14 protein-coding genes and 12 tRNA genes are annotated in these 13895 nt (G+C 43.6%); 2 read left to right on the top strand and 24 right to left on the bottom strand.

All coding sequences use genetic code 11. The annotated features are described in order from the left end of the window. Nucleotides 1–18: 18 nt before the first annotated feature. From NIE32_RS13790 to acpS, 24 genes are all read right to left on the bottom strand, one after another. Nucleotides 19–95: transfer RNA gene (locus NIE32_RS13790), tRNA-Ile, on the bottom strand. Between the two features lie 10 nt (nt 96–105). Then, nucleotides 106–179 (bottom strand) — tRNA-Gly (locus NIE32_RS13785). Nucleotides 180–184: 5 nt separating this feature from the next. Further along, a tRNA-Pro gene (locus NIE32_RS13780) sits at nt 185–261 on the bottom strand. Between the two features lie 5 nt (nt 262–266). Continuing rightward, a tRNA-Arg gene (locus tag NIE32_RS13775) sits at nt 267–343 on the bottom strand. 12 nt (nt 344–355) lie between these two features. After that, nucleotides 356–441 (bottom strand) — tRNA-Leu (locus tag NIE32_RS13770). A gap of 13 nt (nt 442–454) precedes the next feature. Continuing rightward, nucleotides 455–538, bottom strand: a tRNA-Leu gene (locus tag NIE32_RS13765). 6 nt (nt 539–544) lie between these two features. After that, nucleotides 545–616, bottom strand: a tRNA-Lys gene (locus NIE32_RS13760). Between the two features lie 3 nt (nt 617–619). After that, nucleotides 620–694: transfer RNA gene (locus tag NIE32_RS13755), tRNA-Gln, on the bottom strand. Nucleotides 695–743: 49 nt separating this feature from the next. Beyond that, nucleotides 744–819, bottom strand: a tRNA-Asp gene (locus NIE32_RS13750). A gap of 16 nt (nt 820–835) precedes the next feature. Next, nucleotides 836–910: transfer RNA gene (locus NIE32_RS13745), tRNA-Glu, on the bottom strand. A gap of 6 nt (nt 911–916) precedes the next feature. Further along, nucleotides 917–1008 (bottom strand) — tRNA-Ser (locus NIE32_RS13740). 1 nt (nt 1009) lies between these two features. Further along, a tRNA-Asn gene (locus NIE32_RS13735) sits at nt 1010–1084 on the bottom strand. A gap of 160 nt (nt 1085–1244) precedes the next feature. Further along, nucleotides 1245–1712 carry a SprT family protein gene (locus NIE32_RS13730; protein WP_253077462.1) on the bottom strand — a complete coding sequence of 156 codons (468 nt, stop codon included), beginning with the start codon at nt 1710–1712 and terminating at the stop codon, nt 1245–1247. Between the two features lie 19 nt (nt 1713–1731). Beyond that, nucleotides 1732–3897, bottom strand: coding sequence for a Tex family protein (locus NIE32_RS13725; RefSeq protein WP_253077461.1), 2166 nt, complete (start codon nt 3895–3897; stop codon nt 1732–1734). A 246-nt stretch (nt 3898–4143) separates the two neighbouring features. After that, nucleotides 4144–4929 carry an RNA polymerase sigma factor SigB gene (sigB, locus tag NIE32_RS13720; protein ID WP_253077460.1) on the bottom strand — a complete coding sequence of 262 codons (786 nt, stop codon included), beginning with the start codon at nt 4927–4929 and terminating at the stop codon, nt 4144–4146. Beyond that, complete coding sequence (rsbW, locus tag NIE32_RS13715; protein WP_253077459.1) at nt 4901–5380, bottom strand: anti-sigma B factor RsbW; 480 nt, start codon at nt 5378–5380, stop codon at nt 4901–4903. Before rsbW ends, sigB begins: the two co-directional genes overlap by 29 nt. A 16-nt stretch (nt 5381–5396) precedes the next feature. After that, nucleotides 5397–5711, bottom strand: a complete 315-nt coding sequence (locus tag NIE32_RS13710) for an STAS domain-containing protein (protein WP_253077458.1) — start codon at nt 5709–5711, stop codon at nt 5397–5399. Nucleotides 5712–5774: 63 nt separating this feature from the next. After that, nucleotides 5775–6773, bottom strand: a complete 999-nt coding sequence (locus tag NIE32_RS13705) for a PP2C family protein-serine/threonine phosphatase (protein ID WP_253077457.1) — start codon at nt 6771–6773, stop codon at nt 5775–5777. Between the two features lie 582 nt (nt 6774–7355). Then, entirely contained in the window at nt 7356–7706 is a 351-nt protein-coding gene (locus tag NIE32_RS13700; RefSeq protein ID WP_253077456.1) for a type II toxin-antitoxin system PemK/MazF family toxin, read from the bottom strand. Nucleotides 7707–7709: 3 nt separating this feature from the next. Continuing rightward, entirely contained in the window at nt 7710–7988 is a 279-nt protein-coding gene (locus NIE32_RS13695) for a CopG family ribbon-helix-helix protein (RefSeq protein WP_253065429.1), read from the bottom strand. A 155-nt stretch (nt 7989–8143) separates the two neighbouring features. Continuing rightward, nucleotides 8144–9337: an alanine racemase gene (alr, locus tag NIE32_RS13690; RefSeq protein WP_253077455.1), complete on the bottom strand. Its 1194-nt coding sequence runs from the start codon at nt 9335–9337 to the stop codon at nt 8144–8146. A gap of 344 nt (nt 9338–9681) precedes the next feature. Then, nucleotides 9682–10698, bottom strand: coding sequence for a LolA family protein (locus NIE32_RS13685; protein WP_253077454.1), 1017 nt, complete (start codon nt 10696–10698; stop codon nt 9682–9684). Between the two features lie 49 nt (nt 10699–10747). Beyond that, entirely contained in the window at nt 10748–12259 is a 1512-nt protein-coding gene (locus NIE32_RS13680) for an NAD(P)H-hydrate dehydratase (protein ID WP_253077453.1), read from the bottom strand. Between the two features lie 55 nt (nt 12260–12314). Continuing rightward, nucleotides 12315–12677 carry a holo-ACP synthase gene (gene acpS, locus NIE32_RS13675; RefSeq protein ID WP_253077452.1) on the bottom strand — a complete coding sequence of 121 codons (363 nt, stop codon included), beginning with the start codon at nt 12675–12677 and terminating at the stop codon, nt 12315–12317. A 197-nt stretch (nt 12678–12874) separates the two neighbouring features. Here acpS and NIE32_RS13670 point away from each other — a divergent pair, with 197 nt between their 5' ends. Further along, a complete protein-coding gene (locus NIE32_RS13670) occupies nt 12875–13486 on the top strand; it encodes a rhomboid family intramembrane serine protease (protein WP_253077451.1) in 612 nt (203 codons plus the stop codon). Between the two features lie 132 nt (nt 13487–13618). Next, the gene (locus tag NIE32_RS13665; RefSeq protein WP_253077450.1) at nt 13619–13855 is read left to right on the top strand and encodes a ferredoxin family protein; all 237 of its coding nucleotides are present in this window, start codon (nt 13619–13621) and stop codon (nt 13853–13855) included. The last annotated feature ends 40 nt before the right edge of the window (nt 13856–13895 follow it).

Below are 13895 nucleotides of genomic sequence, written 5' to 3'. Positions count from 1 at the left end.
ATATACATTAAATAATAATGGTGGGCCTGAGTGGACTTGAACCACCGACCTCACGCTTATCAGGCGTGCGCTCTAACCAGCTGAGCTACAGGCCCATTACAATAATGGAGCGGGTGATGGGAATCGAACCCACGACCAGAGCTTGGAAGGCTCTTGTTTTACCACTAAACTACACCCGCATATATGGTCGGGAAGACAGGATTTGAACCTGCGACCCTCTGGTCCCAAACCAGATGCTCTACCAAGCTGAGCCACTTCCCGATATATGGTGCGCCCTAGAGAAGTCGAATCCCCAACCTTCTGATCCGTAGTCAGACGCTCTATCCAATTGAGCTAAGGGCGCATATTAAATTAATGGTGCGGTCGAGAGGACTCGAACCTCCACGAAGTTGCCTCCACTAGCCCCTCAAGCTAGCGCGTCTGCCATTCCGCCACGACCGCATATTTAATTAAATGGTGCGGGTGAAGGGACTCGAACCCCCACGTTGGAAACACTAGATCCTAAATCTAGCGCGTCTGCCAATTCCGCCACACCCGCGAAAAATGAGCCACGAAGGATTTGAACCTTCGACCCTCTGATTAAAAGTCAGATGCTCTACCCCTGAGCTAGTGGCTCATGTGGCTGGCCCAGCTGGATTCGAACCAGCGCATGACGGCACCAAAAACCGTTGCCTTACCGCTTGGCTATGGGCCAAAAACAATGATGTAAAATCAAATCGTTTTTGTCGATTAATTATTTATTATGGCGGATCCGATCGGGATTGAACCGACGATCTCCTGCGTGACAGGCAGGCATGTTAACCACTACACCACGGATCCTTATTGAATAACATATTGGTGACCCGTACGGGATTCGAACCCATGAACCCACCGTGAAAGGGTGGTGTCTTAACCACTTGACGAACGGGCCATAAAATGGCGGAGAAGGAGGGATTCGAACCCTCGCACGATTTACACCGTCTACTCCCTTAGCAGGGGAGCCCCTTCAGCCGACTTGGGTACTTCTCCATGGCTCCACAGGTAGGATTCGAACCTACGACCGATCGGTTAACAGCCGATTGCTCTACCACTGAGCTACTGTGGAATAATTGGTTCAAAAAACAAACGCATATGCTATTCTACACTGTGATAATGTGTTTGTCAACCCGATTGTGAAGGTCACAATCGCTCGTCCTCTTGACGACTTAAATAATTTACCACAGAATCAATCACCTCGTCAACCCTTTTTTTAAAACTTATTTTAATTATTTAATCCGTTCTTTATTAATCAATCGAATCTTCCCCCCACAAGCACCGCAAACATAGCGATTGGTATCGATTTTTCTCTTTCTAATAAAGGAAACGCCGCAACTCATGCACTTATAGGTATAGCGATTACCCGAAGTATTTCTTGTATCTGGAATCGCACCGCAAAAGCGTGAACCTCCTACTAGCTTTAATAAAGTTTGAAAGTCTCGGTCTCTGTGTCTGTATCCCATTCTGGAAAGGTGAAGGTGGTAATGACATAGTTCATGCTTAATAATCTTAATAAAGGCCTCCATGCCGAAATATTCCAATTGCCGTGCATTGAATTCTAAGTTGTGCGTCGACAGTAGGTAGCGTCCCCCTGTGGTTCGAAGCCTTGAGTTGAATAATGCACGATGATGAAACGGACGATGGAAAAACTCTATAGAGACTTGTTTAACGAGTGCTTGCAATTCCTCATCACTCATAACCTCACCCCAATACATTTCAGGTTCTTTCTTTTGGTGCTACCATTGTCAGAGAAATACGGCCTTTTTCAGCATCCACATGCTCCACCCACACAGTGACAATTTCGCCAACATGAACGATGTCCAGTGGGTGACGGACAAATTGTGCGGCTAATTTTGACAAATGTACAAGGCCGTCTTGTTTTACACCAATATCAACAAATGCACCAAAATCTACAACGTTGCGCACAGTCCCCTCCAGTTGCATGCCTGGTTTTAGGTCCTCCATTTTCAATACATCTGTTTTTAATAAAGGCTTTTTCAGATCATCACGAGGATCACGACCTGGCCGTACTAAAGATTCAATCATATCCTGTAAAGTCGGTTTCCCGACAGAAAGCATCTTTGCCGTTTGTTCAACATCTAACGTTTCAAGGGCCTGTCTCAATCGAGGGGAACCGATTTGATCCATCTTGCAACCTGCAAGTTCAACGAGTTTTCCTGCTACATCATAGTTTTCAGGATGAATCGGTGTATTATCAAACGGATTATTCCCATCATTAATTCTCAAAAATCCCGCCGATTGTTCAAATGCGCGCGCACCAAGCCTGGGTACTTCTTTTAACTGCCTCCGATTCTCGAACTTGCCTCGCTTTTCTCTTTCTGTGACGACATTTTCAGCAACTGTTTTCGATAATCCCGCTACATACTGAAGCAATTGTGGCGATGCAGTATTGACATTGACGCCCACTCGGTTAACTACAGTCTCAACGACAAACTGCAGCGATTTATTTAATTCACGCTGAGATACATCATGTTGATATTCGCCTACGCCAACTGATTTCGGATCAACTTTAACCAGCTCAGCTAACGGGTCTTGAAGACGCCGGGCAATGGAAACCGCACTCCTTTCTTCCACATGAAGATTGGGGAATTCTTCACGCGCAAGTTGAGATGCTGAGTAAACACTCGCACCTGCCTCATTCACAATCATGTAAAAGAGCTTCCGTTCCGAAACTTCCTTAAGTGTATTCGCAATAAAAGCTTCTGTTTCACGTGATGCGGTTCCGTTTCCAATAGCAATGATTTCAATTTGATACGTTTCAATCAGTGAAAGTACCGCTCTTTTTGCACCTTCGATATCGGATTTAGGTGGCGTCGGATAGATTAGCGAAATGTCGAGCACCTTTCCAGTTGGATCCACAACAGCTAATTTACATCCTGTACGATAAGCTGGGTCTACACCCAATACCGTTTTGTCTTTCAGAGGGGATTGCAAAAGTAATCCACGAAGGTTTTCCGAGAAAATATGGATCGCTTGCTGTTCCGCCTTTTCAGTCAGCATCTGGCGCAACTCACGTTCAACTGCCGGCGCTACCAACCGGCGATACGCATCCTCCGCACAAGCATTGAGAAGATCTGACGCGCTCGTCCTCTTCCCCGGATTTAATGCGCTTTGCAATTTAGAAATAATTAATTGCTCCGGTGCAGCAACAGAAACCTTTATAATTTCATCTTTCTCCCCACGATTTAGTGCAAGGATCCGATGGGGAACAATTTTCTTCGCTAACTCTTCGTAGTTGTAGTACATTTCATATACTTGCTTGGCATCAAGTTCCGGATGTTTCGCCTGTGTGCGAATCAGCCCTTTTTCAAACGTCAATTGCCGTGCGAAGGCTCTGATATCCGCTCGATCCGACAAACGTTCTGCTATAATGTCTTGGGCGCCTTGGAGCGCCTCTTCAACAGAACAAACTGCCTCAGAGAAATAGTGTTGCGCTTTCTCAGCTACTGATTCAGTGGGAAGTGTCATCAACCAATCAGCCAAAGGTTCGAGTCCTTTTTCCTTGGCAATTGCTGCTCGGGTTCGCCTTTTCTGCCGGTATGGAAGATAGAGATCTTCTACCTCTTGGAGGATCGTGGCCGCATTAATCTTGCTGTGGAGTTGATCCGTCAGCTTTCCTTGTTCCTCAATACGTGTGAGCACTTCTTCTTTGCGTTTCGCTAGTTGTTTACTGTATGTATATGAATCCTGAATTTGTTCAATCTGGACCTCATCAAGCCCGCCGGTCATTTCTTTTCGATAGCGGGCGATGAACGGAATGGTATTGTCATCATCAAGAAGCTCGATCGTTCGTGCAACCTGACCTGCCCCAACCTTTAATTTCTTTGCAAGTTGTAGAATGACTGCATCCATAGTCATCATCTCCTCCACATTATCATAGCAGATTTTATGGCGTACTGAAAAAAGTGAGCTAAACTAGGTAAAACCTTCGCGGGTAATCTTGGAACCCTCAAAAAACCAAAGGCTACGCGTCTCACCTGGCTCACGATCATCAGGAACGATTCCGCAGGTTCTTACATCTTCGCTGCATGGTTAAGGAATATGATTATTTTTTCTAATCTAAAAAAAATACAGCTCAACCATGTGAGCTGCGGGATCCTATATTTACTATTTCATTGACAATCCAATCACATCTTTGAGAGGAAGGTTGTCCCTCAACTTGCGAAGTGCATCTCTTTGTAGGCGTGAGACATGCATCTGCGAGATACCAAGTCGTTCACCTGTCTCCTTCTGGCTGAGATTCTCAAAATAGGTACAGTTTAAAATTTCTTTTTCCCTCTTGGAAAGTACTTTCAATGCTTCACTTAAAATTAATTTCTTGTGGACGTGCTCGTAACCGTTATCTTGTCTTCCGACAACGTCAAGCAATGTCATCGCTGCTCCTTCAGATTCACCATCAATTCTCGAATCCACAGATAGTGTATTGTACCCACGCGCCATCTCCATGGTCTCTAGTACACTTTCCTCACTTTCGCCGATCGCTTCTGCAATCTCAATGATTTTCGGTGAACGCTGCAATGTCCTCGTCAATAATTCAGTAGCTTTACGGATCTTAGGACTCAATTCTTTAACCCGCCTCGGTACATGCACACTCCATGTTTTATCACGAATGTAGCGCTTTATTTCACCAATGATTGTTGGAATTGCAAAAGATTCGAAACTCCCACCAAGGCCAGCATCAAATCGGTTAATCGCTGCAATCAGTCCGATCATTCCCACTTGATAAAGGTCTTCCTGAACGTCACTATTTTTTGCAAACTTCTTTGCCAAAGCATTGACCAAGTTTTCATAGTGGTGAATTATTTTTGTCTGTAACTGCTCATTTTTGGGATTTTTTTGAAACTCAATAATCCAACGTTGAATTTCATCTTGTTGTTGAGACCTTATCGACACCGTGCACCACCCCGTCTCTGTCGAGAAACTTGGTCATTCGAACAGCTACACCATATTCTGTGCTAATTGTTACTTGATCCATCAGCGCATTGATTAAAAAAAGTCCCAGCCCCCCTTCACTGACCTCAGCAAGATCAATTGACGGATCCAGCGGTCTCAGTTTCTGAAGCACGCGGCTGGCATCAAAACTCTCTCCATTATGAGTGACTGTTATTGTCATAGCATTTGGTTCACAATCCATGGTGATGTGAATTTGTCCATTACCCATTTGTTTGTAGCCGTGACTTACAGCATTCGTACAAGCTTCAGATATCGCAACTTTAATATCTTCAATGGCGTCGAAAGAATACCCCATTCTGCTTGCAGCCCCGGAACTCGCAAGCCGTGCGACACTGACAAACTCCGGCTTCGCAGGTATGGTCAGTCGGATCACATTCTCCATTTCATTCATTTTGTGCTCCCCCTATTTATCTCTTCTTTTTCAAAATGTCCATCAGCCCAGTAATTTCAAATAATCTTTGTATTCGCGGTGACATTCCGGTAACTGTAAAGTGACAATTATGCTTCACTGCCGATTTTAGTGCAGCAACAATAACGCCAAGTGCAGTGCTATCCATGTATTTGGTTTGATTGAGATTAAGTGTGAGCGTCCCTCCCGTAATTTCTGTTAAGGGAAGAAGTTCTTTCTTTAATTCGGGAGCAGTAAAAACATCAATTTCTCCTTCAACCGAGACATAGTTAAGTTTTTTATCTTTTTCTTCCCTTTCAATCGAAATATTCATGGTCATCCTCCTGCGCCCTTTTGATCTTTGTTAATAGATACCCATTTGACAGTAATATAAACCTTAAAATTTCAAAGCGATAAATGTACAATCATCATCTAAATGACAGCACTGCATTTTTTTCAGCTCGTTCATCACACACTTCACGATCTGTGCAGCAGGCAAGTCCATGAATCTTCGTATGATTTCTACGATTTGTTCGCGCTCAATAAACTCATGATCCTTGCGAATCTCTGTAACACCATCGGTAAGGAGAAAAATCATATCCCCAGGTTCGATCTTCCTTGAATATTCCTTATATTGTGTTCCGGCCGCAAGTCCCAACGATAAACCTCTTGCTTCAAGATCGATAAACTGATCCTTTCGTGCTGAATAATAAAATCCCGGCTCATGACCTGCAGAAGCATTTGAGAAAATGTGTGTCACAGGATCGTAGACGCTATAGAACATCGTAACGAACATACTTGGATCTACATTACGTTCAACGACACGGTTCAAACTCGCCAGTATGGCAGAAGGTGCACCTTGTTTATTTTCCGGCAAGCTATCCATCGCGTATTTAATCATGGACATGCACATAGCCGCCGGTATCCCTTTACCAACAATATCGGCGATTGTTACAGCCAGTCGTCCTCGATCATTGACAATCCGGTAATAGTCTCCGCTCATTTTCGTTGCCGGCTCACTTACTGCACCGATATCAGCAAAATGACAGGAAGGGACACAACCTACAAGTAGCGCCTTCTGTACTTCAGCTGCAACATCAATTTCTGTATCCAGCTGTTTTTGCCTATTTTTCAGGGCTTGATGTTCACGATATTCTTTGCCATAACCCGACATCATCCTCGTTAGAAATTCAAAGGCACGAAGCGTTTTCGGATCCAAATGTGTTGTCCTCTTCAAAGCATTGATATGCATTGCAACAAGATCATCCGGTGGGATACCTTGGGCATGCAATGTCTCGCTAAGCTCGTCATTATCCTTAGCCACGAGTCCCGGATCATTGGAGACATAGCGCATAAGCAAATTCTGATAAGAGATAAGCCGTGGCTCGTCTTCCATTCTTCTCACTCTCCCCGAACCGCATCAATCCACCATTTTTTGATAATATGAATATTCTCACTTTTTTAATTAAACTAAGAAGATACCATTATCATTAATTATTTCATGTAATGTAAATTATAGCAAAAAATAAGACAATAAGATTCAAGATCTGTTCAAATATGAGTAGATGTTCCTATTTTTTCACATTAAAAACTGGGTAAAACTGTCCAGTCCATACTTTGGATCAACTGTGCTTTGATCACTCACAATGTCTTTGTCCATTCTTTTGGAAATCGGTCGTTGTTCAGGGTAATTCGGCCATCGCTCAGAGTAACCCGGTCATTATGCTACGTAATTGGGCTGTTGATGAAACTAATCCGGTCATGACTATTTTCCCAACAAAACGTAGCTCCTTCTTCTTGTTCCGCATTCGCATTCCTAGTTGTCGCAATGGATAGTAATCAATTCAAGCGGTGTTCCCCCGCTAGAAATGGGTCATGACTGTTTCTTATTGTACAAAAAAACACGTCCCGCCTAATGCTAACGTGTTTTCCAGATCCCATTCATATTGAACCGAACAAACCGGTCTTGAAACCATAATTAAAAATCAATCAAACTAAGACTGATTTGAATTGCTTTATTCACTTTGCTCATCATTTCGTCATCCAAATGCGTGATTTTATCCGTCAGCCGCTGCTTGTCAATGGTTCTAATCTGCTCCAGCAAGATAACCGAATCACGATCAAATCCATATCTTTTCGCATCGATCTCCACATGCGTTGGCAACTTGGCTTTTTGAATTTGGGCAGTAATCGCCGCTACAACAACCGTTGGACTAAAACGATTGCCGATATCGTTTTGAATAATCAGTACCGGACGTACCCCGCCCTGTTCTGAGCCAACGACAGGTGAAAGATCTGCAAAATAGACATCGCCGCGCTTTACAATCACCGGTTACACCCCGCTAACGGAGCGTTCCATAGTGATCTCTGCCTCCTCCTCAGCGAGGAATGCTTCAGAAGCAATGTTTAAGTTGATTTTTGCCATCTCCATGTAGCCCTGACGCATAATTTCACGCACATAGCCTTTATTTCGCTCACGCAGATACAACCTGATCGCACGATGGAGAAATTCACTGCGGTTCATCTTATCCCGACTCGCCATGCCATCAATTTCATTCAGTAAATGTTGCGGCAAACTCAGCATGATTTCCTTGATCTTTGATTCCGACATGCCTGCACCCCCACCACTTTCGCCAGAATATATCATTTTTAAATCTAGAATTTATGTTAACATTTCAATTCTATTTTGCAAAGCTATTTTCGCCAAAAAACGAGGCCTTTTATTCTTAATTGTGAAATAATTTTCATTTATTGACGAAATGCCGGTTATTTTACAGTCGGACTTGTAAGAATCGGGTTATCAATTGCCACTTTTTCGCCATTTTTCCAATATACTCTTGGAACCCGAGGATGAATCGTGCATGTAATTTCATAATTGATTGTGCCTAATTGTTCTGCACGTTCATCAGCAGTGATCTCTTCATTGCCGTCTTTGCCGATGAGTGTCACCTCTGTACCTTCCGGATAGGGTTCCGGAAGTTTGCACATAAACTGATCCATGCAAATCCGGCCGACAATCGGACATCTTCTTCCATCAATCAAAACGTCTGTATCATGAAGACCTCTCAGCCAGCCGTCAGCATAACCGATGGGCACCGTACCGATCCATTCGTCTTGTTTTGCTTGATAGGTGGCGCCATAGCCAATAAATGCTCCTGCTTTCACCTTTTTAACATAAGTTAACCGACTATGAAGACTCATGACCCTCTTTAAAGCGAATGGCAACTTTTTCACCATTTCCGGTGATGGAGATAAACCATACATCGCGACTCCATAACGGACCATATTAAATAATTGCCGCTTCTCTTCCGGGTACTTCAATGTAGTTGCACTATTGCTGCAGTGAATTACCGCCGGATGTACACCAAGTTGATGGATCCAGTCGACCATGGTCTGAAACCGCTCATACTGTTCATTAAAATAGTGTTCATCATCCTGATCAGCTGTTGCAAAATGCGTGAACATGCCCTCAATAATAAAACGGTTGTCACGTTGAATTTCATGGACAAGCAGTTCAGCTTCTTCAATGCTCCGGATCCCGATTCGACCCATGCCCGTATCGCAAGAGAGATGTAAGAACACAGGCTCATGTCCATGATACACTTCTCTAGCTTGTTTCACCCATACATCGTCCGAGACCGTTAATGAAATGTGGTATTTCGCAGCAAGCCCAACATGCTTTGGCGGAATAGGCGAAAGCACAAGAATCGGTACATTGATGCCCTGATTACGTAGTGCCAATGCCTCATCGAACAACGCGACAGCGAGCCACTGCGCACCATTTTCAATCGCCGTTTGCGCAACCCGGAATGCACCGTGTCCGTAACCGTTCGCCTTAACAACTGCCATTAACGCAACTTGTTCTGGAATACGTTTTTTCATCTCCGCTACATTGCTTGCCACTGCGTCCAGATCAATATCTGCCCATGTCTCTCTATAAAATGTCGTCGCTTCTTCCATGATTTGCCCCGACCTTCCAATCCTTCAAAATAAATAGTACCTTGACTCGATTCGACAAGATTACTTAATCTATTTAAACACTTCTCAATAAAAAACTAAAGATGCTTTTCCATGATATTCGATAAAGTCTGATTACATGAAGCCTATTATAAGTGTTGACTCTCTGAAAAATAAATCATCACTTCTGCGCCATGCTCGCTTAAGTTCGATTCCATCTCTTCGGTTCGGTTTTGGACGGGTTCGGTTCAACTCTTCGGTTCGCTTTCCTTTTCCTCGGTTCAATTCTCGCCTTTTAAAAAGAAAAAAGCGCCTGATTCGATCAATCAGGACGCGTAATCGCTTAATTATTTTGTAACTGTACCATTTACCGATTGGGCAATGGTCACGAGTTCACTCTGTGTCAATTGATCAGAAGCCAGGTAATAATCGGTGCCTCCATAGGACCATGAAAGTGAATGTTCACCGCTTGATCCAATCGCAAATCCAAGGTTTTCCGGACTTCCCGTCGCTAAGGTTGGCACACTCGACACAGACGATTGGCTCTTTGATTCGATTAATGTAAAAGGTTTCTTTCCCCCATATTTTAGAACATAGCGATCGCCAATTGACGTAATCTCTGGATTCACAGATGCGAGCTTTGTTCCGGAGAGTACTGCGGTTGGGTTTAACAGTTTAAAAGACGATCCACGATTTGCGGCACTGGTTGTTTGTGTCTTTGAAATGCGCGCTGCTGTCATGTTTTGCTTCACATCAAATGTCTTATTATCAATCGAAGGATTTACATCAAAGGATTTGAACTGAACCGTAACGACCACATTTTGATCCTTGTCCTTGATTTGCACCTTTTCCGGTGTCAAATCTTTTTTCAATACAATACTTTGATTCGCTAATTGAGAAGTACTGTAATTTGTCTTGGTATTAAAAATATAATGATTGTCTTTTGCCGTAAATCCCGGATTCGGATCATTTAAAATATCTTTTGCTAACGAATGAAAGAGATAAGCCTGGCTGCGGTTATTTGGCCAGTTACTATCAAATCGATAACTTTTATTCAACTCGGGAGTAAGAACAAAGACACCATCTGGGTTACGCAAAATCATTTGTTTATTTTCTTTATTTCCGTCACTCAGCGCCACCTTATAATAATAAGGTTTCTTATAGGTGATATTGACCTGATAGATTTGCTTTTTTCCATTATGCTGAAAGGTCATGACTGCATTTGTTTTATAACTATTCATGTTCTCATATTTTTTATTGAGATCATTAATTACATCTTTTTCCGATTTGGTGCCACATCCTGTAAGGAATGCCATCAGCATCAATAAAAGGACACCAAGCCACAGTGCAGATCGCTTTTTCATTTATCTTCAACTCCTTTGCCTCTATTCGGTGACAAAGGAGGGACTACAATCAGCATGTTGTATCGTTGTAAAGCTGGTGAAGAACAGGAGGAAGTGCATCAATTAAATCCGTTGCAAGTACATCAAGCTTGGAATGCCCATTTTGGATGAGGTAATCCGCAACAGCACCATGCACGTAGACAGCATTGCACACAGCATCCATTATTTGCTTGTGCTGCAAGAGAAAAGCAAGCAATATACCGGTAAGAACATCACCTGAACCACCTTTAGCCATCGCTGCATTACCGGTTGGGTTAATCACTTGTCGTCCATCCGGCGCGGTCACAAGCGTATACTTGCCTTTTAAGACAAGATATACCTTGTACTTCTTGGCAAATGCTTGTGAAATGCTAAATCGATGCTGTTCAACTTCACTCACAGAAGTTTCCAGCAAATACGCCATCTCTCCCGGATGAGGAGATAAAACAGCTGGAACGCTGCGTTTCGGTAATAAATTCAGCAGACCTTTCAGATGGAAAAGTCCGTCTGCATCAATAACACAGGGCATTGACCCACAAGATTCAAGCACACGTCGAACCAATGTTGCCTCCTTAGTTGCTCGACCCAATCCCGGACCAACAGCCACACCAGTCACACCTTCAAAGTTCATCTCTTCTCTCGGCATGAACATTGTTTCAGGCAGTCGTCCTGCAATGATCGCAGAAATTTGATCCGGCACGCTGACTTTTAATAATCCAATTCCGGAACGCAACGCCGCTTTCGCTGAGAAGAAAGCCGCTCCAGGCATTTGTACTGATCCGGCAATCAGCAATCCCTTGCCATGCGAGCCTTTATGTGAAAAAGGATCGCGGATCGGTAATGATCGGATCACTTCAGTCCGCAGGCGCAATTCCCGCTGAATCTCCAATGTTCGGAACACCGCTTGAGGAATACCAATCGAAAGGATTTGGACAGCTCCAAAATAGCGCGCCGCCGGTTGCACAAATTGTGCAAGCTTTGGACAAGCTAACGTCATTGTTCGATCCGCGAACACCGCAGGATGCGTGAACATCTCGCCGTTGGCCGGAACACCACTCGGTAAATCTACGGCTACGACATGCGCTTTTGATTTGTTTATTTGATTAATGACTTCAACATACTCAGGGTACGGTTCACCATGAATGCCTGTGCCTAACAATGCGTCCACGATCATATCCGCCTGATTCATCTGACTTGCGAAGTTCTCTTGCTCTTGCTTTACAAGATGCACGTGACCGCCACATGCAAGAAAGACGTTCATGTGATACGCCGCGTCTCCGGTTATGCATTCCGGAGGCGTCATCAGCCATGTGTCGACACATGCCTGGCTATCCAAAAGCAGCCGGGCAATCACAAAGCCATCACCACCATTATTCCCTTTGCCGATCATCACCATCACTTTTTCATTTGCTGTGATCAGCGGTTCGATCGCAGTGTATACTGCTCGACCCGCATTTTCCATAAGCACCGGTCCTCCCAGCCCGATATGCGCTATGGTATGACGATCAATGTCCCGCATCTCTTCACGCGATACAACATGCACAATGGTCCCTCCCAGCGTAATAAACTATATGAGACAAGGTTCTTGAATATGCAGACTAGCTTGACAAGCGTTCAATAACAGCGAATGCCGCTGCTGCATGCTCGGTATGGGTAATTGAGACATGAATCACACAATCCGGGGATGTCCGGTCTGTAAGCGTTGGCTTCCCAAGCGAATCATGAACAATCGTTAAATCCTGAAAGGAGACAGCTTTTCCGATCCCGGTCCCTTTTGCTTTAGCGTAAGCTTCCTTTACAGAAAAATGTCCCGCCAAATATTCAAGCTTTCTTTTTTCACCGAGGCGCTCGTACGTCTCTCGTTCCTTAGGTGTAAGTACACGGTTAATAAAAGGGGCATTATGTATATGTTTTTCAACACGCTTCAGTTCAATCAGATCGATACCTATTCCCGTAATCATTATTCTTCCTCACATTCTTATCCAAGGAATCTCTTGATCGGCCAACACTTCTGAGTAAAAAGTAGTGTCTGATCAACTGCAAAAACGATTCCTTTCCTATTTACAAATGACTTCCGAACATCGGTTAAACTACCACTGATGTCTATTTTACCCTATACTGAGTACAAGATCATTCTTCAAGGGGGTTTTATACGGCTTTGTTTATTCGAAATGAATCGTTCAACCTTTTTCTAAAGCTTTACCCGATCACCGCGATTATTCTGGGCATCGACTTACTCATCTATTTGTTGTTCATCGTTACCGGGACTTGGAGCCTTGCTCCCTATTTCGCGCTTCGCATGTTTGACTTTGCTGCAGGGTCAAATGAAGCAATTCTTAATGGTGCATGGTGGCAATTGATCACGCCAATCTTTCTTCATATTACGTTTTCACATATTCTTTTCAACGCATTCTCTATTTTGATTTTTGCTCCGGCGCTTGAAACAATGCTCGGCAAAACTCGATTCATAGCGGCCTTTCTTGGAACCGGAATCGTCGCGAACATCGCAGCATTATTCCTAGAACCGGCAGGATTTCGTCATTATGGAGCCAGTGGCGCCCTGTTTGGTCTTCTGGGCATTTATATTTTCCTTGTGATCTTCCGCAGAGATCAAATTTCTCGCCAAGATCAGACAATCATCTATGTCATCGTGCTGATCAGCCTTATCAGCTCATTTATCTCAGCAGATGTCGATATACTGGGTCATCTTATTGGCTTTCTTGCAGGCTTAGTCCTTGCGCCTTTGTTCTTATGGAGGAAGACAAATTAACATTAGAAATTACTCAGATTCGACAAATGTATGGATAATCTTAGAAAAACATTTGTTTTTTGTGCTAAGATTGTCCATAATAATGAATATACCTATGGCTAAAGATTTTCATTTTGAAAGGAGCTCCTTTTTATGGCTTTCGTCATTACTTCTGCCTGTGAAAATGAAAAAGCGGGCGAATGTATTGAAACATGTCCTGTTGATTGTATCGTCGAGGATCAATTACAGATGTACATTGATCCGGATATTTGCATTGATTGCGGTGCATGCGAAGCGGTTTGTCCGGTCGAAGCAATCTATCCTGAAGATGAGGTACCGGAAAGCGAACAGAAGTACATCCAGATTAATCGAGATTTCTTTAAATCGTGATAATCTTGCAAATAGAAATCCCCGTTGCCCATTGATGCAG

It is taken from the genome of Sporolactobacillus kofuensis, from assembly GCF_024125425.1.
Classification (GTDB): domain Bacteria; phylum Bacillota; class Bacilli; order Bacillales; family Sporolactobacillaceae; genus Sporolactobacillus; species Sporolactobacillus kofuensis.
This window is presented reverse-complemented; position numbering and strand designations above follow the sequence as displayed.

Bases quoted from the DNA above. Each gene is read 5' to 3' on its own strand.
- NIE32_RS13730 (WP_253077462.1), bottom strand. From the start codon at position 1,712: ATGAGTGATGAGGAATTGCAAGCACTCGTTAAACAAGTCTCTATAGAG.
- NIE32_RS13725 (WP_253077461.1), bottom strand. From the start codon at position 3,897: ATGATGACTATGGATGCAGTCATTCTACAACTTGCAAAGAAATTAAAG.
- rsbW (WP_253077459.1), bottom strand. From the start codon at position 5,380: ATGAATGAAATGGAGAATGTGATCCGACTGACCATACCTGCGAAGCCG.
- NIE32_RS13710 (WP_253077458.1), bottom strand. From the start codon at position 5,711: ATGAATATTTCGATTGAAAGGGAAGAAAAAGATAAAAAACTTAACTAT.
- NIE32_RS13705 (WP_253077457.1), bottom strand. From the start codon at position 6,773: ATGGAAGACGAGCCACGGCTTATCTCTTATCAGAATTTGCTTATGCGC.
- NIE32_RS13695 (WP_253065429.1), bottom strand. From the start codon at position 7,988: ATGTCGGAATCAAAGATCAAGGAAATCATGCTGAGTTTGCCGCAACAT.
- alr (WP_253077455.1), bottom strand. From the start codon at position 9,337: ATGGAAGAAGCGACGACATTTTATAGAGAGACATGGGCAGATATTGAT.
- NIE32_RS13685 (WP_253077454.1), bottom strand. From the start codon at position 10,698: ATGAAAAAGCGATCTGCACTGTGGCTTGGTGTCCTTTTATTGATGCTG.
- acpS (WP_253077452.1), bottom strand. From the start codon at position 12,677: ATGATTACGGGAATAGGTATCGATCTGATTGAACTGAAGCGTGTTGAA.
- NIE32_RS13665 (WP_253077450.1), top strand. From the start codon at position 13,619: ATGGCTTTCGTCATTACTTCTGCCTGTGAAAATGAAAAAGCGGGCGAA.